This is a genomic window from Kitasatospora sp. NPDC001261 (assembly GCF_042896795.1).
In the GTDB taxonomy this organism is placed as follows: domain Bacteria; phylum Actinomycetota; class Actinomycetes; order Streptomycetales; family Streptomycetaceae; genus Kitasatospora.
Genome location: NZ_JBIAXP010000011.1, coordinates 235,710 through 256,267 on the forward strand (window position 1 = coordinate 235,710; position 20,558 = coordinate 256,267).

Below are 20,558 nucleotides of genomic sequence, written 5' to 3' on the forward strand. Positions count from 1 at the left end.
GGTCACAAGTTGACGGACCCCCCGTGCTACACTGCGCGGCCGCAAAACCGGGCCCGGCGCGGTGGCCCCCACCCCTGGGCGGCCCCGCGCGAACGCACGGCGGAGCACCACCGGCCTGAGCAGCAACGATCCGCACAACGCCCGGGTTCCCGCACGTGATTTCGATTTTCAAACCTCAAACGAGGCCTGACCTGCGATCCCATGGGCCACCCGGCCGACGGGCCTTCGGTCCCACATTTCGGACGTAGTGGGCGGGCCGGTGCGGCGAATGGCCGGATCCCCATGTGAAGAAATTCACGAACTTTCCCACCCGCGCTCGGGCGCGCCCCGGCCCCGGCCCCCCGAAAGGGGTGCCGGGGCCGGTCGGGTAAGCCCCGCACGGGGTCAGGAGGCGATACCGAAGGCGATTCCGTCCAGGATGTCGTGCTCGCTCACGACCACCTCGGCGGCGCCGGTGCGCTCCATGATCTCCAGCAGTTCCAGCGCCCCGGCCGCGATCACGTCCACCCGGCCCGGGTGCATCGACGGGATGGCCGCGCGCTCGGCGTGGGTGGCGGCCAGCAGCTCCCGGGCGATCCCGGCGACCCGCTCCCGGCTGATCCGCGAGTGGTGGATCGCCGCCGAGTCGTAGCCGGGCAGGCCCTGGGCGATCGCGGACACCGTGGTGACCGTCCCGGCCAGGCCCACCAGGGTGGCCGCGCCGGTCAGCGGGACGACCTCCTCGGCCCGGTCCAGCTCGGCCCGCACGTGCGCCCGGGCGGCCTCGACCTGCGCCTCGGAGGGCAGCTCGGCGTCGCCGAAGTACCGCTCGGTGAGCCGCACGCAGCCGATGTCCACCGAGCGCGCCGCCTGCACGTCGTCCGTGCCGAGCACGAACTCGGTGGAGCCGCCGCCGAGGTCGAACACCAGGTACGGGCCGGGGAACTGACCGCCGGTCAGCTCCTTGGTGGCGCCCACGAAGGACAGGTGCGCCTCCTCCTCGCCGCTCACCACCTCGGGCTCGACGCCCAGGATGTCGCGCACGCCCTTGACGTACTCGTCGCTGTTCTCGGCGTCCCGGGAGGCGCTGGTGGCGACGAAGCGGACCCGCTCGGGGCCGACCCCGAAGCCGGAGATGATCTCCTGGTACTCCCGGCAGGCCGCGAAGGTGCGGGCCAGCGCGTCCGGGTGCAGCCGGCCGGTCCGGTCCACGCCCTGGCCCAGCCGGTTGACGATCATCCGGCGGTCCAGGTCGGTGATCGCCCCGGTCTCCGGGTCGAGGTCGGCGACCAGCAGGCGGATCGAGTTGGTGCCGCAGTCGATCGCGGCCACCCGGGTCGCGCTCACTCGGACTCCCGCTCCGCCGCGGCGTCCTCGGCGGCCCGCTTCTTCGCGGCGCGCTCGGCGGCCTTCTGCTGCTTGGCGGCGATCACGGCCTCGTGGTCCTGCTCCTTGGCGCGGTTGCGGGCGACCCGCTCGCCGGCTGCCTCGACCTCGGCCGGGGAGACGCACGGGCCCTTGGCCCACCAGTCCTCCAGCATGCCGATCGCCTCGTCTCCGAGCGGGTTGACGCCCTCGCCGGCCGCCAGCGAGTGGCCGACCAGCACGTGCAGGCACTTCACCCGGTCCGGCATGCCGCCGGCGCTCGGGAAGCCCTCCAGCACCTCGATCGCGTCGCGCCGGGCGATGTAGTCCTCGTGCGCCTTCTGGTAGGCGGCGGCCAGCTCCGGGTCCTCGGCGAGCCGGGCGCTCTGGTCCTTCATCACGCCCTCCGCCTCCAGGGTGCCGATCAGCGAGGCGGCCTTGGGGCAGGTCAGGTAGTAGAGCGTGGGGAACGGCGTGCCGTCCGGCAGCCGGGGAGCCGTCTCCACGACGTCCGGGTTGCCGCAGGGGCAGCGGTGCGCCACGCCGCGCAGGCCGCGCGGCACCCGGCCGAGCTGGGCGGCGATGGCCGCGACGTCGGCGTCGGAGACGGTGGGGTGGTTCTCAGTGGTCATGGGGGGAGGTGTCTCCAACGGGGGACGGTGGGAGGGGAAGGGGGGTGGCGGGGGCCGCCGCGGCGGTGTCGGCGGCGTCCACCGAGTCCCAGATGCTGGCATACCAGGGCTTGGCGGCCTTCGCCTGGCCGGCGGCGCCGCCGGGCGCCGCGTTCGGCCCGGAGGCGGCCCCGCCCGCGGACGAGGAGGTCCTGGCGGAGGCCTGACCGGCCGGGTCCACCGCGATGTACGGGGTCTCCCCCGGCACCGCGTAGTGCAGCCGGGCGCGGGCCTGCGCCTTGACGTACTCCGGGTCCTGCCAGCGGGCCTTCTCCCGGCGCAGCTGCTCGACCTGCTGGCGCGCGTGGTCGGCCTTCGCCCGCTGGGCGGAGATCTCGGCGCGCTGGGAGATGAACTGCCGCGTCGGGTAGGCGAGGATCGCCACCAGCGAGCAGAGCACCAGGACGAGGACGGTCGCCCGGCTCGTGAACCGGGGCCGGGCCGCCAAGCCCGGGATCCTCCAGCCAGCCATCTCCCGTATCCCCTCCTGGTCGCGACGGTGCCCCGCCGTCCACCCTACGGGGTGAACGGCGGGGCACCGGTCAGGCGTGCGCTACCGGGAGCGCTCAGCCCTCGTGGCGGAAGCGCGGGAAGGCGCCGCGGCCGGCGTACTCGGCGGCGTCGTCGAGGATCTCCTCGATGCGCAGCAGCTGGTTGTACTTGGCGACGCGCTCGGAACGGGCCGGGGCACCGGTCTTGATCTGGCCGCAGTTGGTGGCGACGGCCAGGTCGGCGATGGTGACGTCCTCGGTCTCGCCGGAGCGGTGCGACATCATGCAGCGGTAGCCGTTGCGCTGGGCCAGCTCGACGGCGTCCAGGGTCTCGGTCAGCGAACCGATCTGGTTCACCTTCACCAGCAGCGCGTTGGCGGTGCCGGTCTCGATGCCGCGGGCCAGACGGGCCGGGTTGGTGACGAACAGGTCGTCGCCGACCAGCTGGACCTTGTCGCCCAGCTTGTCGGTCATGGCCTTCCAGCCGGCCCAGTCCGACTCGTCCAGCGGGTCCTCGATGGAGACCAGCGGGTAGGCGGCGACCAGCTCGGCGTAGTACTCGATGAGCTCGGCGGCGGTGAGGTCCTTGCCCTCGAACCGGTAGGCGCCGTCCTCGTAGAACTCGGAGGAGGCGACGTCCAGGGCCAGCGCGACGTCACGGCCGGGCACGTAGCCGGCCTTCTCGATGGCCTCGACGATGAGGTCCAGGGCCTCGCGGTTGGAGTCCAGGTTCGGGGCGAAGCCGCCCTCGTCGCCCAGACCGGTGGACAGGCCGCGCTCCTTCAGCACGCCCTTGAGCGTGTGGTAGACCTCGACGCCCCAGCGGACGGCCTCGGAGAAGGACTCCGCGCCGATCGGGGCGATCATGAACTCCTGGATGTCGACGTTGGAGTCCGCGTGCGACCCGCCGTTGAGGATGTTCATCATCGGGACCGGCAGGACGTGCGCGTTCGGGCCGCCCAGGTAGCGGAACAGCGGCAGGTCGCTGGCCTCGGAGGCGGCGTGCGCGACGGCCAGCGAGACGCCCAGGATGGCGTTGGCGCCGAGCGAGGACTTGTCCGGGGTGGCGTCCAGGTCCAGCATGGCCTGGTCGATCAGGCGCTGCTCGGTGGCGTCGTAGCCGACCAGCTCCGGGCCGATCTGCTCGATGACGGCCAGGACGGCCTTCTCGACGCCCTTGCCGAAGTAGCGGTTCTTGTCGCCGTCGCGCAGCTCCAGCGCCTCGAAGGCACCGGTGGAGGCACCCGACGGGACAGCGGCACGACCCGTGCTGCCGTCGTCGAGGCCGACCTCGACCTCGACCGTGGGGTTGCCGCGGGAGTCGAGGATCTCACGGGCTACGACGACATCGATGGACGGCACGAGGCATCTCCTTGCGAGAGCAGGGTCCGGTCTGACGGTGGTGCTGCCAGCAGGACGATTGCGGAGTCGTTACGACCAGAGCCTAACCGCCCGGGCTGCCGTGGCCGCGTCGGCCTCGGTCCCGTCTCACCGTGTGGCCCTGCTACCCACCGGTAGTTCACCTGCTTGTCCCAGCTTGTCCCACCGGAGCGGGCGAATGCGGACGAAGGGGACCGGTAGGACCGGCCCCCTTCGGACGGCGGGGTGGAGCGGCGTCGACGCCGAGCGCTCCGGCGCGGCGGCGGGCGCCCCCGGCGGGCACCCCGGCCTCGGGGTGCTGCCGGCGTCGGGCGGGGCGGCTCAGCCGAGGTGCAGCACCTGGCCGGGCATGATCAGGTTCGGGTCGCCGCCGACGGTGGAGTGGTTCTGCTCGTACAGCGCGCTCCAGCCGCCGGACACGCCCTGGGCGGCGGCGATGGTCGACAGGGTGTCACCGGCACGGACGGTGTAGTCGTGGCCGGCGGCCTGCGGGGCCTGCTGCGCGGCGCGCGGGGCGTACTGCGGCTGGGCGGCGGCCTGGCCGGCGTACTGCTGGTAGACGCTCTGGTGGCTGGTCCAGTACCAGCCGCCGTTGTTCTGGTACCAGTACACCTTGGCGTCGGCGTCCCAGCCGGCCTTGCCGGAGAAGCCCGGGGTCTGCGGCTGCGCCTGCTGCTGCGGGGCGACCTGCTGGACCGGCTGCGCGGCGGGCTTCTGGGCCGGCTTCTGGGCGGCGGGCTTCTGCGCGACCGGCTTCTCGGCCGGCTTGGCGGCGGGCTTCGGGGCCTGCTGCTTGGGGGCGGACTGCGGCTTGGCGTCCGAGGAGGTGTCGACCGAGGCCGGGGCACCGCCCTTGGTCAGACCGGCCTTCTGGGAGCAGACCGGCCAGGCGCCCGGACCCTGCGAGGCCAGCACCTTCTCGGCGACCGAGATCTGCTGGGCCTTGCTGGCCTGGTTGGCCTGCGCCGCGTAGGCGGTGCCGCCGTACGCCTTCCAGGTGCTGGACGTGAACTGGAGGCCGCCGTAGAAGCCGTTGCCGGTGTTGATGCTCCAGTTGCCGCCGCTCTCGCACTGGGCGACGGAGTCCCAGGTGGAGGCCGGGGCGGCGGAGGCGCCGGTGGCGGTGAGGAGCGGCATCGCGAGTCCGACGCCGGCCACACCGGCGACGGCGATGGCCTTCTCGGCCTGGGTGCGACGACGGTGACGGCCAGTTCCAACGAACAGCATGAAGAGGTCCCTCTCCGTACGCCTGCGAGGTGAGCTGTCGGGTTCGGACCGGGAGGTGGCCCGGCCGCCGTACGCGGAAACGATTCCGCTCGGGCGGCTTCACCCCAAGCCGTGGGGAGACGGCAACAAACCTGGTTCCCCCGCCCCTGCCCAGGGTTCTGGTCGGTTTCCCGTGACGCGGCGGGCAGGATTCGGCGTTCCGCGTACGAGGTCCGCAGCTGCGAACTCCAGGGAGAGTAGACAGATCATCAGACCAATCACAAGCTCATATCACCGATATCACACAACAATTACGGCCCGTGTCCGATCGCCTACCAACAGCGGCGTTATGTCCGGATTGATGGGTGTTCACACCCCCGTCGGCGGGCAATCGGCGACCTCCCGTCAGCGTGATCTCAGCAGGTCGGAGGCGTCGAAGAGGCATCCGGAACGGGGTGCAGAGGGGCGTGCGGGGAACGGCTCTCCGGACTGAATTCCACCGGGAGTTCGCGCAGGCCACGCATGATCAGACCACCCCGCCAGCGCAGATTCTCCGGGCTTTCCGCGAGCCGCAGATCGGGCAGCCGGGAAAGCAGCGTGGCCAGCGCGGCACGCCCTTCGAGCCGCGCCAGCGGAGCGCCGATGCAGTAGTGGATGCCGTGCCCGAAGCCCAGGTGGGGGTTGTCCTTCCGGGCCAGGTCCAGGGTGTTCTCCGCCGCGAACCGGGCCGGGTCGCGGTCCGCCGCGGCCAGCACCACCAGCACCGGGTCGCCGACCGGGATGTCCACCCCGCCGATGGTCAGCGGACGGGTCGCGAACCGCCAGGTCGCCAGCTCCACCGGCCCGTCGTAGCGCAGGAGTTCCTCGATCCCGGTCTCCAGCAGCGCGCTCTCCCCGCGCACCACCGACTCCTGCAGCAGCCGGCGCTGCTCCGGATTGCGCAGCAGCGCGTAGGTGCCGTTGCCGATCAGGTTCACGGTGGTCTCGAAACCCGCGAACAGGAGGATGAAGGCCATCGCCGCGGCCTCGTTCTCGGTCAGGTGCTCACCGTGGTCGCCGGCCCGGATCAGGCCCGAGATCAGGTCGTCCCCGAGGTCCGCCCGCTTGCGGTGGATCAGCTCCAGCAGGTACGCCCGCATCCGCTTCACCGCCCGCCCCACGCCGCCGCGTTGGCCCCCGCCGTGGCGGATCATCATCCCGGCCCAGTCGCGGAAGTCGTCCTGGTCCTCGGCCGGCACCCCGAGCATGTCGCAGATCGCGTAGATGGGGAGCGGGAACGCGAACTCGTGGATCAGGTCCGCCGAACCGCGCTGCGCGAAGCCGTCGATCAACCGGTCGGTGAGCTGCTGCACCCGCGGCTCGAACTCGGCCACCCGGCGCGGGGTGAACGCCTTCGACACCAGCCGGCGCAACCGGGTGTGGTCCGGCGGGTCGATGTTCAGCAGGTGGGTCATCAGGTCCGCCTGCCGCTCCCCCGGGATGCCCACCCGGCCGGTGCGGTGCGCCTGCCCGCTGTGGTGCGCCGGGTTCTTCGACAGCCGGCTGTCCGCGAGCGCCTGCCGGGCGTCCGCGTACCTGGTCACCAGCCAGGCCTCCACCCCGCTCGGCAGGGTGGTGCGGTGCACCGGGGAGTGCTCGCGCAACCAGGCGTAGGCGGGGTACGGGTCGGCGGCGAACTCCCAGGTGAACAGCTGCGGGGCGGGGGCGTCGGACGACGGGGCGGCGGGCCGGGCGGGGACGGGCTGAGCTGGCATGGACCGACCGTATCCGGTGCGACGGGCGCGCCCTCCCTCCGGCGGGGCGCCGCTTCCCCGCCACTCCTCCGCCGCGCTTCCGCGACCGGACGCGTCGGGCGTGCCAACACTCCGTGGCCGGTCCGTGGCCGGTCCGTGGACAGCTCTTGGCCGACTCTTGGCCGCGGGGCGGGCGTGAGCCTGGTCACCTGAGGGGTAATCCCTGTTGCGGAGGGTCAGGACGTGCCTACGATCCTCCGCAGTACGCGTGGGCGCCGGTGCGGTGTCGCCCACAGGGAGGAGCAGACCATGCGGGTCAGCGGGTCAGTCGTCGTCATCGCGGTCCTCGACGGCGGGTCGGGCGCGGGCCTCGCCCGCCGGTTCGCCGCCGCCGGCACCGCCGGAATGCTCATCGCCGACCAGTACGCCGGCATCGCCGAGGACCTCGCCGCCGAACTCGACCGGCCGGGCTGCCCCGTCGTCGGCGTCTGCGGCGACATCCGCCGCCCCAGCGACGTCGCCGCCCTCGTGGACACCGCCGAGAAGCACCTCGGGCCGATCGACCTGTTCGCCGTGGCCGGCCCCGACGGCGAGCGGATCATCTCGCTGGCGGACCTGCCCGACCACCTCGACCTGGAACGGCTCGCCGAACTCGTCCTCCTCGTCGGCGAGGCCATCGGCGAACTCGTCCCGCCGCAGCGGCGCCCCGAGCGCACCGCCACGGCGGCCTGAGCGCCTACTCCCCGACCGGACCGAGGCCCTCGGCCGCGCGCACCGCGTCCCGGTAACCGCGCGCGGCCGACCGCAGCGCGGCGTCCACGTCCACCCCCGCGTCGTGCGCCCGCTGCACCACCGCGAGCAGCAGCCGGCCCGCCGAATCGGCCGTCAGCTCGGCCGGCAGCCCGTACGCCTCGTCCGGCACCCCCGTGAAACCCGCCCGGCGCACCCGCGACACCAGCTTCGCCGCGTACGCCAGCGAGGGCAGCCCGGCCGGCACGCCATCCAGCACCGACTCGCGGTCCGCCTTCTCGGCCGCCTTCAGCTGCTCCCAGTTCGCCTCCGCCTCCGTGGCGCCCTCGACCTCGACGTTCCCGAACACGTGCGGGTGCCGGTACATCAGCTTCTCGACGATGTCCCCGGCCACGTCGTCGACGGTGAACGGCTCCGTCGGGTGGTCCTCGGCGATCCGGGAGTGGAAGAACACCTGGAACAGGACGTCGCCCAGCTCCTCGCGCAGCGTCTCCCGGTCCCCCGCCTCGATCGCCTCGACCAGCTCGTACGCCTCCTCGACCAGGTACTTCACCAGGCTCTCGTGCGTCTGCTCGGCGTCCCAGGGGCAACCGCCCGGGGAGCGCAGCCGGTCCATCACCGTCACCAGGTCCAGCAGCCGCGACCCCGGCAGGTCGTACGAGCCGGGCAGCACCTCGATCTCCGGCACCTCGCCGGCGTGCTCCACCGCCAGCCGCGCCAGCGCGTCGGTCAGCCCCGGGTCCCCGTCCGGGCTGCCCAGCCACACCGTCGGCCCGGCCCCCGCGGGCTGCCCCGTCAGCAGCCGCGCCAACGCGGGCGCCGACCCGGCCGGCACCGCCTCCACGACCACCCCGGCCTGCCGCACCGCCGCCACCTGCGGATGCCCCTCGTCCCCCACCAGCACCCGCCCCGCCGACCGCAACGCCTCCCACGCCGGCCACGCCAGCAGGCCGGGAGCCACCCGGTGGGTGGTGGTCAGCAGGATCAACTTCGCGCCCGGAGTCTCCGTCGGCACAGCATTCGTCGTCACCCCCCGAACCTACCCCCGCACCCCCACCCCGGGCCGGGCCGGGAAGCCACCACCCCGCTGTCCCCACCCCGCCCGCACGCGCACAGGAAGTCGACCCGGCCGACTTCCCACTCCCCCGCACCGGCCAGACCACCATCCCCGAGGCCCCCACGCATCCACGCGAGCACAGAAAGTCGACCCGGCCGACTTCCCACTTCCCCAAACCGGCCAGACCACCATCCCCGAGGCCCCCACGCACCCACGCGAGCACAGGAAGTCGACCCGGCCGACTTCCTACTCCCGCACCCCCACCCCGCGCCGGGAGGCGCCGCCCAGGGAAACACCACATCCACACGGTCGTCCGGCGGCCGGTGCGCCCGAGCCGCAACCGGCTACTGGAGACGGCATCCCAGGCAGCGCGGAAAGCCAGCCTCAGCCGCCGCTACCCGACGCCCCAGCCCCGCCGTCCCCCACCACGCCCGCACAAGCACAGGAAGTCGACCCGGCCGACTTCCTACTCCCACCCGCACCAGTCGGCGCCCGCACGGGGGAACGCCACGCCCACGCGGTCATCCGGCGGCCGGTGCGCCCGAGCCGCAACCGGCGACGGAGGACGGCGCCCAGGAGGGGCAGGCGCCAGGTGCTGTCGTGGCGGTTGCCGCCGGTTGGCGTGACAGCCGACAGCATGTGCCAGCCACCAGCCGTCACACGGCGCCTCGAACCCGGCCCGGCGCAGCCGACGGACCCAGCCGCCTTGCCAGTCACCGCGACGGCCCCAACAGCGCGGAGCCACCTCCCGGCATGACAGCCGACGGCATGCCCCGGCCGCCAACCGTCACACGGCGCTCCGGATTCGAACCGGCGCAGCCGACCGGACCCGACCCCCGTGCGGGCCACCGCGACGAACCCAACGATGCGAGCCGCCGGTCAACATGACGCTCCTGACCACCAGCCGCCACATGCCGCTCCGAGCCCCGCACGGCGCGGCCGACCGGACCCGCTCCCGTTGTGGGCCGCCACGGTGGGCCCGCCGATGCGAGCCGTCGATCGCCACCCGCGACCGGTCCACGTCACCGGCACGGTGCCGCCCGGTCGACGGCAGCTGAGGCGGCCGCTCCCCCGTCCCGGTGCGTGCCAGTCCCGAAGCCGCACTCCTGCGGCAGGCGGCTCCGGTCGTCCAACGGCGGGCAGCCGGATCCATGGAGCCGCTGCTGCCGCACCGGCAGCGGCGGCTCGGTCCTGCCCCACAGGTCGTCCGGCACCGACCACGGCGGTCCCCTCCCCACAGCCCCCCCGACGCCGCGCCCCCTCAGAGACGGGGCGCGGTCCAGGAAGCGGCGGTGAAAGTGAGGGTGAAGCAGTCCCCACCCCACGGCCCGCCCGACACCCCACCCCCTCAGCGGCGGGATGGGGGCCAAGGGGCGGCGGTGGGGGTGAGGGTGGAACGGTCTCCTCTCCACGGCCCACCTGACGAGCCGCTCCCTCAGTGGCGGGGCGGGAGCCAGGGGTGGCGGTCGGGGTGAGGGTGGCGCGGTCTCCTCCCCTTGCCTGCCCGATGCCCCGCTCGCTCAGCGGCGGGGTGGGGGCCGGGGAGTGGCGGTGAGAGTGAGGACGAAGCAGTCCCCTCCCCACAGCCCGCCCGACGCCGCGCCCCCTCAGAGACGGGGCGCGGTCCAGGAAGCGGCGGTGAAAGTGAGGGTGAAGCGGTCCCCACCCCACGGCCCGCCCGACGAGCCACCGCCTCGGCGGGATGGGAGCCAGGAGGTGGCGGTGGGGGTGAGGGCGAAGCGGTCTCCTCCCACACGGCCCGCCCGACGAGCCGCCGCCTCAGGGGCGGGGCGAGGGCCAGGGGGTGGCGGTGGGGGTGAGGGTGGAGAGGGATTGGCGGAGGCGGCGGACGGTGGGGTGGTGGGGGCCGTCGCGGCGTTCGCGTTCGAGGAGGAGGGGGAGGAGCCACTGCCAGGCGTTCTGGGGGTCTCCGGTGGCGGCGAGGTGGAGGCCGATGCGTTCGCGGAGGTCGTAGCCGCGCTCGGGGTCGGTGTCGAGGCCGGCTTCGAGGCGGGTGGTGTGGGCGGTGAGGAGGGCCTGGTACTCGGCGAGGGCTTCGGGGCCGTGGCCGAGCCGGTCGAGGCAGATGGCGGCGCGGTAGCGGTGGTCGAGGCCCTGGGGTCCGTGCGGGCCGCCGTCGGCGGTGGCGGCGAGGCGGCGGTACTCGGGGAGGGCCTGCTGGGGGTGGCCCTCGTGCAGGAGGGTGCGGGCGTAGATGCTGCGGATGGTGCGCACCAGGGGCGCGGCGTCGCCGAGTTCGGCCTCGGCCCGGGGCAGCAGGCGGGCGGCGAGGCCGAGTACCTCGGTGTGGCGGCCGGCGTCGACCAGGTCGGAGAGCCGGGCGCACTCGTCGCCGAGGTCCGGGCCCGCGGGAACCGGGGGTGGGGTCGGAGGGGTCGAAGGCGCGGGCGGGATGAGGAAGGGTCGTGGCTCGGAGCGGACCGCCGACGGCGGGGCGGCCGGGGCAACCGGCGCGGCAGCCTCGGCCGGCGGCTGCGGCTGGTGCGGGTAGCGGAAGGGCCGGGCCGGGTCCGGCAGCGGGGTGTAGCGGGGCTGCGGGGCGCCGTCGGCCGGGGGCAGCAGCGGGAGCAGCCGCGCGTAGACGGTCCGGGCGTCGGCCGGGCGGTCGGCGGGCTGCTTGGCGAGCAGGTCGAGCACCAGCTGTTCCAGCGGCTGCGGCACCTCGGGGCGCAACTCCCGCAGCGGGACGGGCGGTTCGTCGACGTGCCGGCGCAGGACGCCGAGCGCGGTGGGGGCCCGGAACGGCTCCTCCCCGGCCAGCATCTCGTGCAGCAGGCAGCCGAGCGCGTAGAGGTCGCTGCGCGGGTCGGTGGTGGCGGCGAGGGCCTGTTCGGGGGCCATGTAGGAGGGGCTGCCGACGGGCACGCCGGTGAGGGTGAGCCGGGTGGTCTCGGTGTCGAGGGCGGTGGCGATACCGAGGTCGAGCAGGACGGTGCGGCCGTCCTCGCGGACCATGACGTTGCTCGGCTTGAGGTCGCGGTGGACCACCGGGATGGCGTGGACGGCGGCCAGCGCGGTGCACAGCTGCGCGGCGACGGCCGCCGCGCGCTCGATCGGGAAGGGCGCGTCCTCGGCGATGAGGTCGGCCAGGCTGACGCCGGGGATGCGCTGCATGACGAGGTAGAGCTCGCCCTCGTCCTCGCCCGCGTCGAAGACGGTGACCAGCCCGGGGTGGTCGAGCGCGGCCGTGACCCGGCACTCGCGCAGGAAGCGGCGGCGCAACTCGTCACCGTGGCGGGCCCGTTCGCCGCCGGAGCCGGTCCCGCCGGGGACCAGGTGCTCGGGGCGGAGCAGCTTGACCGCGACCGGGCGGTACAGCCGTTCGTCCTGGCCGGCCCAGACCTGGCCCATGCCGCCGTGGCCGATCTTCTCGGTGAGCCGGTAACGGCCGGCGATCAGCCGGGTGGCGGTCACGGCCGGTCCTCGCGGGCCTGGCGGCGCAGCAACTCGCCCAGCTCGCGCAGGTCGTGGGCGGTCTCGGGGGCCGGGGTCACCGGGCCCTGGGCGGCGGGAGCGGGCACGCCGTACCCCGGTACGGTCGCCGCGTACGGCGAGACGTCGGGCACCGCGTACGGCGAAACGGCCTGCGGTACGGCCCGCGGCGCCGGCCGCCCGGCCAGCCAGACCGCGCGGCTGTCCATCACCAGGAAGTGCGCCGTCGGCAGGAGCCAGAGCACGGCCAGGGTGATCGAGCCGGTGGTGTCGGCGGCCGGATTCTTCAGGGTGCCCGCGATCCCGGCGGAGACGATCATGGTGAGCAGCAGCGCGCAGAACACCGCCGCGCCGAGGATGTCGTACGCCCGTCGGCGCCGGACCGCCAGCAGCAGCGAGGGGACGGCCCCGAGCAGGCCGAAGGTGAGCAGCGGGGCCAGCGCGCAGAGCACTCGCGCGACCACCCCGAACCGCCCGGGTACCGGAGCCTGTCCGGCCACCGCCACCGGCCGGGGCAGCCCACCCGGCCGCCCGCCCGGCACCGTGCCCGGCGCGTACCCCGGCCCCGGCCCCGGCCCGTACGGCGTTCCGCCGGGCGGCGGTCCGAACTGCCCGGGGTACTGCCCTGACATGCGCGCTCCTGAGCTGGTGAGGACCGGCACCGACGGACGGTGCGAACGGCTGCGCCCACCGTACCGCCAGGCCCGGTCGCCCCGGAGGGCTTCCGTCCGCCTGCTGCCGCATCGGTATCACGCCGGTACCGCGCCGGTACTGAGCCGTGGTCACCTCCGGAACGGACCCCGTCCCACCTGGGGACACCGCCGCCCACCGGAGCGGGGCGCGACGCCGACCCGAGGACGGGCCCCGGGGCGGGACCGGCCGTCCACGTCGGAGCCGCACGCGGCCTCGGGGTGCGTGCACCGCTGGGAGGTGTGCCCTACTCCGGCGGCGCCAGGGCGCCGGTCGCCAGGGCGTCGGTGGCGGCCCGGGTGAGGCCGCGGCCGAGGGCGGCGGCCTGGGTGAGGGCGGCGTCGAAGGCGGCGAGGCGGGCGAAGGCGGTGCCGAGGCGGTGCTGGGCGGGGAGTGGGAGGCGGGGCAGTTCGACGCGGCGGATGTCGAGGCGGGCGGTGGTGGTGGCGTGGCTGGCGGCGCGTCGGGTGCCGGCGGTGGAGCGGAACTGGCCGGCCAGGAACTCGGGGTCGAGGGCGGCGGGGTCGGGCCGCAGGAGGTGGAGTTGGCGGCCGAGGGCGGCGCCGACCAGCGGGCCCTCGGCGGGGACGACCCGGGCGGTGCCGCCGCCGAGGGCGGGGACCAGGACGTCGCCGGGGCGGGTACGGACGTCCCCGGCCGGGCCGGGGCCGGTGGCGAGGACGGCGCTGGGGGCGGCTCCGGTGGCGAGGTCCTGGTCGGTGACGACGGGGGTGCCGCCCGAACCGGCCGGCCGGGTGGCGGCACCGGTGCCGGAGGAGTACACCTCCAGCGCGCCGCCGCGGACCAGCTCGCCGATGGTGACCACCCCGACGGGCACGGCACCGGAGGCGCCGTCGGTCGCGGCGCCCGGCCGCGGCAGCAGCGTGACCGGGTCGGGCAGGTCGGCCAGCAGTTCGGCGAGCCGGCCGCCGAGGTGGGAGAGTTCGGCCGCGCCGCCGAGCGGGGTGGCGGGCGGGACGTGCCGGGCCGGGGAGAGGTCGGTCTCGTCGTCGAGCAGGTCGATGGCGGCCATCACCCGGTGGACGCCGGGGCGGTCGGCGGGGACCGGCAGGCCCTCGCGCGCGGCGAGGTCGAAGCCGCGCCAGGCGTCCAGGACGGTGCGGCGCAGCCCGGTCCAGTCGACCTTGTCCCGGCCCCCCTCGGCGGCCTGCGCCCCGGCGGCCCCGCCCGGTCCGGTGGGTGCCGGGCCGGAGGCCGACGCCCCGGCGTCCAGCATCAGCACCTGGCGGAAGTCGCTTCCCGGCAGGGGCGCGCGCAGCACCCACAGGTGCAGCGGGACGCCGTACGGCGGGGCGGCGCCGGCCGGCAGCGCGATGACGGCCCGCAGCGCGCCGGAGCGCAGCAGTTCGGCCCTGATGCGGCGGCCGGCCCGGCGGGCGGCGACGGTCGGCGGGAGCAGCAGCGCGGCGAGGCCGCCGGGGCGGGTGTGGGCGAGGCAGTGCAGCACCCAGGCGAGTTCGGACTCGCCGCGCGGCGGGACGAGCCCGCCGGGCCAGCGGGTGTCGTACTGCAGCTCGTCGTGGCCCCAGTCGCGCTCGTTGTACGGGGGCTGGCAGAGCACCGCCTCGAAGGTGTCGCCGGGGAAGCCGTCGGCGCGCAGGGCGTCGCCGGCCCGCAGGTCGAGCGGCAGCGGGCCGGGCTCGTCGGCGGGGGTGTGCAGGGCGATCCGGAGCCGGGCGAGGGCGGCGGCGACCGGGTCGGCGTCCTGGCCGTAGCGGCCGGTGGTCGGCGGGTGGGCGAGCAGGACGGAGCCGAGGCCGACGGCCGGGTCGAGCACGGTGGCGGGGACGCCGGCGACGGCGGCGAGCAGCTCGGCGGCCTCCGGCGGGGTGGGGCTGAGCTGGCGGGTGTTGGCCTCGGCGTACCGGGTGAGCAGCTGCTCGTACGCGCCGACCGGGCCGGCCTGGGCGGCGAGTTCGGCGAGCAGCCGGGCGAGGTCCAGCTGGGTGCTGCCGAGCAGGCCGGGGAGGCCGAGGGTGCGGGCGCCGTCCGGGCCGAAGGCGTGCACGGCGGTGCCGGCGACGGCCCGGGGCAGTGCGAGGGCGAGTCGGGTGTCGGGCCGGTCGGCGAGTTCGGCCCACTGTCCGGGCTCGCGGTGCAGCAGCAGGAGCAGGGCGCCCGCCTCGACCAGCGGGGCGGCGGGGTGGCCGGCCGGGTCGCGGAGGGTGTCGACGAGCTGCCAGACCCGCTCCAGCAGCGGGAGTTCGGCGATCTTGCCCTGGGCGCGCAGCCAGGACTCGACCTCGGCGAGCGCGAAGGCCGGGCTGGCGTCGGTGCCGCCGACCGGGCGCGGGAAGTCGGGGTGGCGGCGGCGCCAGTTGCTGACCGCGGCCCGGCCGACGCCGGCCAGCCGGGCGATCTCGGCGGCGGTCACTTCGGGACGGTCCGGCACGGGGGCTCCTTCGGTGGGGGCTGCGACCGCACTGCGGGCGGGGGCTGGGCGCTGAACCGGGGGTGGGCGGCTCGGGGCTGTGACCGCACAGCATAGCGACGGGCCCCTCGATCCCAGTTCACATGTGAACAGAGCTCTTTTGTGAAATCGCATTGACATGGTTCACGCCCGAGTGGTGTGATCTCTCCGTCGCCACCGAACGGGGGCGGCGCCAGGAAGACCACCGATCACCGGGAGAACACCCATGTCCGCGACCCCCCGCCGCCGCACCGCCTCCCTGCTGCTGGGCGCCGCCCTGATCACGCTCACCGCGACGGCGTGCAACTCCACCGGCGGCCCGTCCGTCGCCACCGAGCCCAAGCAGAGCGCCGCCGCGAGCGCGCCCGCCGGCGGCGGCAAGCCGGCCGACGCCCCCAAGGTGGCGCAGGTCGGCGACACCATCCCGCTCAAGGGCAACGACCCGGCCGACACCGCCGAGGTGACGCTGGTGAAGGTGGTCGACAACGCCGAGGCCGACAACGAGTACGTCCACCCGGCCGACGGCAAGCGCTTCGTCGCGGTCCAGTTCCGGATCAAGGCCAGCGGCAAGAAGGCCTACAGCGACGCCCCGGGCAACGGCGCCAAGGTGCTGGACGCCCAGGGCCAGGCCTTCGGCACCACGGTCGCCGACACCAAGGCCGGCCCGAGCTTCCAGGTCCCGGCCACCATCGCCCCCGGCGAGAGCGCCCTCGGCTTCGTCACCTTCGAGGTCCCGAAGGACGTCAAGCTCGACAAGGCCCAGTTCGGCCTGGACAGCGGCTTCGCCCCGCAGACCGGCCAGTGGAAGATCGGCTGACAGCCCTGTTCACAGCCGCAGCCCCGCCCCGCTCAGGCGGACGGACAGGCAGGCGGACAGAAACGGAACGGCGGCCCCGGGCAGAGCCCGAGACCGCCGTGGACCACCCGAGGGGCGGACGCTACTTCTTCGCCCCCGCCAGGTCGTCGAACATCGCCGACAGGAACTCGCTGCACCAGCCCAGCAGCTCCCGCCCGACCAGCGGCTTGCCGCCGATCCGCCCGGTGCTCGGGCGCGGCACCAGCAGCTGCTGGGCCGCCGCCTTCACCTGGCTGCGCGGGTAGAGCCGGTTCAGCCGCAGCTGCTGGGACTCCCGCAGCTCCACCGGCCCGAAGCGCACGTTGGAGCCCTGGAGGGTGATGTCCGAGATCCCGCACCGCCGGGCGTACAGCCGCAGCGCCGCGACCAGCAGCAGGTTCTCCACCGGCTCGGGCAGCTTGCCGTAGCGGTCCACCAGCTCGTCCCGGACCTGCTGGATGTCCTCCTCCGAGTTGACCGCGGCGATCGAGCGGTACGCCTGCAGCCGCAGCCGCTCGCCGGGCGCGTAGTCGTGCGGCACGTGGGCGTCGACCGGCAGCTCGATCTTCACCTCCAGCGGCTCCTCCTCCGCCTCCCCGCCGCCGGCCAGCGACTCGCGGAACTCCGCCACCGCCTCGCCGACCATCCGCATGTAGAGGTCGAAGCCGACGCCCGCGATGTGCCCGGACTGCTCGCCGCCAAGCAGGTTGCCCGCGCCGCGGATCTCCAGGTCCTTCATCGCGACGTACATGCCCGCGCCCATCTCGGTGTGCTGGGCGATGGTGGCCAGCCGCTCGTGCGCGGTCTCGGTGAGCGGCTTCTCCGGCGGGTACAGCATGTACGCGTAGCCGCGCTCGCGGCCGCGGCCGACCCGGCCGCGCAGCTGGTGCAGCTGGGAGAGGCCGAAGGTGTCGCCGCGCTCCACGATCAGGGTGTTGGCGTTGGAGATGTCGATGCCGGACTCCACGATCGTGGTCGACACCAGGACGTCGAACTCCTTCTCCCAGAAGTCGACGACGACCTTCTCCAGCTGGGTCTCCCCCATCTGCCCGTGCGCGGTGGCGATCCGCGCCTCGGGCACCAGGTCCTTCAGCCGGGCGGCCGCCTTGTCGATCGACTCCACCCGGTTGTGGATGTAGAACACCTGGCCCTCGCGCAGGAGTTCACGCCGGATCGCGGCCGAGATCTGCTTCTCGTCGTACGGCCCGACGAAGGTCAGCACCGGGTGCCGCTCCTCCGGCGGGGTGGTGATGGTGGACATCTCGCGGATGCCGGTGACCGCCATCTCCAGGGTGCGCGGGATCGGGGTCGCGGACATGGTGAGCACGTCCACGTTGGCGCGCAGCTTCTTCAGCTGCTCCTTGTGCTCGACACCGAAGCGCTGCTCCTCGTCGACGATGACCAGGCCGAGGTCCTTGAACCTGGTCTCGGAGGAGAACAGCCGGTGGGTGCCGATGACGACGTCCACCGAGCCCTCGAACAGCCCCTCCAGGACGGCCTTGGCCTCGCTGTCGGTCTGGAAGCGGGACAGCGCCTTCACCGTCACCGGGAAGTTGGCGTAGCGCTCGGCGAAGGTCGAGAAGTGCTGCTGCACCAGCAGCGTGGTCGGCACCAGCACCGCCACCTGCTTGCCGTCCTGCACGGCCTTGAACGCGGCCCGCACCGCGATCTCGGTCTTGCCGTAGCCGACGTCGCCGCAGATCAGCCGGTCCATCGGGACGGACTTCTCCATGTCGGACTTGACCTCGGCGATGGTGGTCAGCTGGTCGGGCGTCTCCGCGTACGGGAAGGCGTCCTCCAGCTCGCGCTGCCACGGGGTGTCCGGGCCGAAGGTGTGGCCGGGGGCGGCCATCCGGGCCGAGTACAGCTTGATCAGGTCGGCGGCGATCTCCTTGACCGCCTTCTTGGCCCGCTGCTTGGTCTTCGCCCAGTCCGCGCCGCCGAGCCGGTGCAGCGTCGGGGCCTCGCCGCCGACGTACTTGGTGACCTGGTCGAGCTGGTCGGTCGGCACGAACAGCCGGTCGCCGGGGTGGCCGCGCTTGGCCGGGGCGTACTCCAGCACCAGGTACTCGCGGGTGGCACCCTGGACGGTGCGCTGCACCATCTCGACGTACTTGCCGACGCCGTGCGCCTCGTGGACGACGTAGTCGCCGGCCACCAGCGCCAGCGGGTCAATCGCGTTGCGGCGGCGCGAGGGCATCCGGCGCATGTCCTTGGTGGAGGACTTCTGGCCGGACAGGTCGGTCTCGGTGATGACCGTGAGCTTCAGGTCCTCGTCGACGAAGCCGTGCTCGATCGAGCCGCAGGAGACGTGGACGACGTCCCGGGTGGGCGCCTCGGCGAGGTCGGCGACGAGGCGGGCCGGGATGCCCTCGTTGCCCAGCACCTCGGCGAGCCGGGAGGCCGGGCCGTGGCCCTCGGTCACCATGACGACCCGCCAGTCGGCGGCCAGCCGCTCCTTGGCGTCGGCGATCGCCCGGGCGGTGTCGCCCCGGTAGGCCTCGACGGCGTGCATGCCGAGGGTCAGCGTGTTGGCGTCGAACTCCAGGATGCCGTCGACCGTCGACTCGCTGGTCGCGAACGGGCTGACCGACCACCAGGGCAGCCCGATCTCGGCGGCGTGCTCGCGCACCTCGGCGAGCGAGCGCAGCGAGGCGGCGGAGACGTCGATGGCCTCCAGGTCGATCGGCCGGTCCCCGCCCGCCGCAGCCGCGACCCAGGACGCGTGCAGGAACTCCTGGCTGGTCGCGACCAGGTCAGCGGCCCGGGTGCGGACGCGCTCCGGGTCACAGACCACCGTGACGGAGCCGAGCGGCAGCACGTCCAGCAGCAGCTCCATGTCGTCCACCAGCACCGGCGCCAGCGACTCCATGCCCTCGACCGCGATCCCCTCGGCGATCCGGTCGAGGATCTCGGCCAGCCCGGGGTGCTCGGCGGCCAGCTCGGCGGCCCGGGCCCGCACCTCGTCGGTGAGCAGCAGCTCCCGGCAGGGCGGCGCCCACAGGCCGTGCTCGGCGATCTCCAGCGAGCGCTGGTCGGCGACCTTGAAGTACCGGACCTCCTCGACCTCGTCGCCCCAGAACTCCACCCGCAGCGGGTGCTCCTCGGTCGGCGGGAAGACGTCCAGGATGCCGCCGCGGACGGCGAACTCGCCGCGCTTCTCGACCAGTTCGACGCGCGCGTAGGCGGCGGCGGAGAGCCGGCGGGCCACCTCCTCCAGGTCGTACGACTCACCGCGCCGGACGGCCACCGGCTCCAGCTCGGCCAGCCCCTTGACCTGCGGCTGGAGCACCGAGCGGACCGGGGCGACGATCACCTGGACCGGCCCGGCCGCCGGGTCGTCCGCCCTCGGGTGCACGATCCGGCGCAGCACGGCCAGCCGGCGCCCGACGGTGTCCGAGCGGGGCGACAGCCGTTCGTGCGGCAGGGTCTCCCAGGCCGGGAACTCGGCGACGGCGTCGGCGGGCAGCAGCGAGCGCAGCGAGGCCGCGAGGTCCTCGGCCTCCCGGCCGGTCGCGGTGACGGCCAGCACCGGACGGCCCCGTTCCCCGGCGGCCTGCCCGGCGAGCGCGCGGGCCAGCGCGGCGATGGCGAACGGCCGGGCGGCGGGCGGCCCGACCAGGTCCAGGTGGCGGCGTCCGCCGGCCGCGGCTCCGGTGGCGGTGGCCGCCTCGATGGCCTCGGCGAGCGCCGCGTCCCGCGCGACGACATCGAGCAGTCCGGTCAGACTCATCTGGGGTCTCTTCTTCGTCCCGTGGCTGGTGCTGTCCCGGGGCGGCGAAGGCCCGCCGGGGCAACGCGAACGGCCCGGCACGCCGAGCGGCCGGGGGTCTCCAGCCTACGCCGCGGCGCGGACACGCACGCGGTCCACGGCTCCGGCGGGGCCGGACCCAAGCCGGACCGGGGGCCACGCCAGGACCGCGCCGGGGCCGTACCGGGGCCCGGGGTGTCGGCCCCCGCCCCGGGCCGGCCCCAAGTTTTGTCAGGAACACATCCGGGAACGAACGGCTGGACGGACCACCGGTCCGGCCGGTGGACGAACCGACCGGAACCCGCACCGAACCGGGCACGGCCATCCGCCACGAACTGGACATACTCCTGTCACTGGCCGTCCATGGAGATCGCGCACCATGGTGAACGTGCCCGCCGCACCCAACCGTGGGGGATGGCTGTGGGGGCACTGTCGCACCCCCGATGGGGGTCGGAGGTGCGAGGCCGGGCGGCCCTGGGTGGGGGCGCCCGCCCAAGCGCCGGGAACCGTGGCGCCCTTTCCTGGAGGGCGCCACGGGTCTCGGCCTCTTTCGTTCCCGGGGCCTACCCCGTCGGCCGCCGTCCTATCCCGAACCCGGCCCCCCGTTCCGTCCCCGCCCCCGCCCCGGCACGACCGGCACCCCGGCGCGACGAAGGCCCCGGCCCGCCCGGTGCTTGGGTTCTAACGGTCGTCGCAACACCTCAGCTCAAGGGGTGCGATGGACTTCGAGATCCGCGGGGAGCGGAAGCCGCAGGGGCGTAGGAAG

Annotated in this window: 13 protein-coding genes and 1 riboswitch; of the genes, 2 read left to right on the plus strand and 11 right to left on the minus strand. The window is 74.4% G+C overall.

Annotated elements, in window-relative coordinates; genetic code table 11:
- Positions 1-384: 384 nt before the first annotated feature.
- From ACFY4B_RS17315 to ACFY4B_RS17340, 6 genes are all read right to left on the minus strand, one after another.
- Positions 385-1,326, minus strand: a complete 942-nt coding sequence (locus ACFY4B_RS17315; RefSeq protein WP_387968512.1) for an exopolyphosphatase — start codon at positions 1,324-1,326, stop codon at positions 385-387.
- A complete protein-coding gene (locus ACFY4B_RS17320; RefSeq protein WP_079271855.1) occupies positions 1,323-1,994 on the minus strand; it encodes a DUF501 domain-containing protein in 672 nt (223 codons plus the stop codon). The genes ACFY4B_RS17315 and ACFY4B_RS17320 overlap by 4 nt, the downstream gene beginning before the upstream one ends.
- Positions 1,966-2,487 carry a septum formation initiator family protein gene (locus ACFY4B_RS17325; RefSeq protein ID WP_079271918.1) on the minus strand — a complete coding sequence of 174 codons (522 nt, stop codon included), beginning with the start codon at positions 2,485-2,487 and terminating at the stop codon, positions 1,966-1,968. The genes ACFY4B_RS17320 and ACFY4B_RS17325 overlap by 29 nt, the downstream gene beginning before the upstream one ends.
- A 94-nt stretch (positions 2,488-2,581) precedes the next feature.
- Positions 2,582-3,868 (minus strand): phosphopyruvate hydratase, encoded by a 1,287-nt coding sequence (gene eno, locus ACFY4B_RS17330; RefSeq protein ID WP_049651968.1) that lies wholly within the window; start codon positions 3,866-3,868, stop codon positions 2,582-2,584.
- A 339-nt stretch (positions 3,869-4,207) separates the two neighbouring features.
- Complete coding sequence (locus ACFY4B_RS17335; protein WP_074001297.1) at positions 4,208-5,113, minus strand: transglycosylase family protein; 906 nt, start codon at positions 5,111-5,113, stop codon at positions 4,208-4,210.
- Positions 5,114-5,118: 5 nt separating this feature from the next.
- A riboswitch (cyclic di-AMP (ydaO/yuaA leader) is annotated at positions 5,119-5,287 on the minus strand.
- 221 nt (positions 5,288-5,508) lie between these two features.
- Complete coding sequence (locus ACFY4B_RS17340) at positions 5,509-6,846, minus strand: cytochrome P450 (RefSeq protein ID WP_387968514.1); 1,338 nt, start codon at positions 6,844-6,846, stop codon at positions 5,509-5,511.
- A 288-nt stretch (positions 6,847-7,134) separates the two neighbouring features.
- On the opposite strand from ACFY4B_RS17340, the gene ACFY4B_RS17345 reads away from it, so the two are divergent.
- Entirely contained in the window at positions 7,135-7,557 is a 423-nt protein-coding gene (locus ACFY4B_RS17345) for an SDR family NAD(P)-dependent oxidoreductase (protein ID WP_049651970.1), read from the plus strand.
- Positions 7,558-7,561: 4 nt separating this feature from the next.
- Here ACFY4B_RS17345 and ACFY4B_RS17350 read toward each other — a convergent pair whose 3' ends face one another.
- From ACFY4B_RS17350 to ACFY4B_RS17365, 4 genes are all read right to left on the minus strand, one after another.
- A complete protein-coding gene (locus ACFY4B_RS17350) occupies positions 7,562-8,605 on the minus strand; it encodes a MazG family protein (protein WP_241852759.1) in 1,044 nt (347 codons plus the stop codon).
- A 1,806-nt stretch (positions 8,606-10,411) separates the two neighbouring features.
- Entirely contained in the window at positions 10,412-12,067 is a 1,656-nt protein-coding gene (locus ACFY4B_RS17355; RefSeq protein WP_387968516.1) for a protein kinase, read from the minus strand.
- Positions 12,064-12,717 carry a hypothetical protein gene (locus tag ACFY4B_RS17360; protein WP_387968518.1) on the minus strand — a complete coding sequence of 218 codons (654 nt, stop codon included), beginning with the start codon at positions 12,715-12,717 and terminating at the stop codon, positions 12,064-12,066. Before ACFY4B_RS17360 ends, ACFY4B_RS17355 begins: the two co-directional genes overlap by 4 nt.
- A gap of 305 nt (positions 12,718-13,022) precedes the next feature.
- On the minus strand, positions 13,023-15,188 hold the full coding sequence (locus ACFY4B_RS17365; protein ID WP_387968520.1) for an N-6 DNA methylase: 2,166 nt from the start codon (positions 15,186-15,188) through the stop codon (positions 13,023-13,025).
- Between the two features lie 244 nt (positions 15,189-15,432).
- Between ACFY4B_RS17365 and ACFY4B_RS17370 the strand changes: the two genes are divergently transcribed.
- Positions 15,433-16,023: a DUF4352 domain-containing protein gene (locus tag ACFY4B_RS17370; protein WP_380777768.1), complete on the plus strand. Its 591-nt coding sequence runs from the start codon at positions 15,433-15,435 to the stop codon at positions 16,021-16,023.
- A gap of 121 nt (positions 16,024-16,144) precedes the next feature.
- Here ACFY4B_RS17370 and mfd read toward each other — a convergent pair whose 3' ends face one another.
- Positions 16,145-19,774: a transcription-repair coupling factor gene (mfd, locus tag ACFY4B_RS17375; protein ID WP_074001293.1), complete on the minus strand. Its 3,630-nt coding sequence runs from the start codon at positions 19,772-19,774 to the stop codon at positions 16,145-16,147.
- Positions 19,775-20,558: the final 784 nt, after the last annotated feature.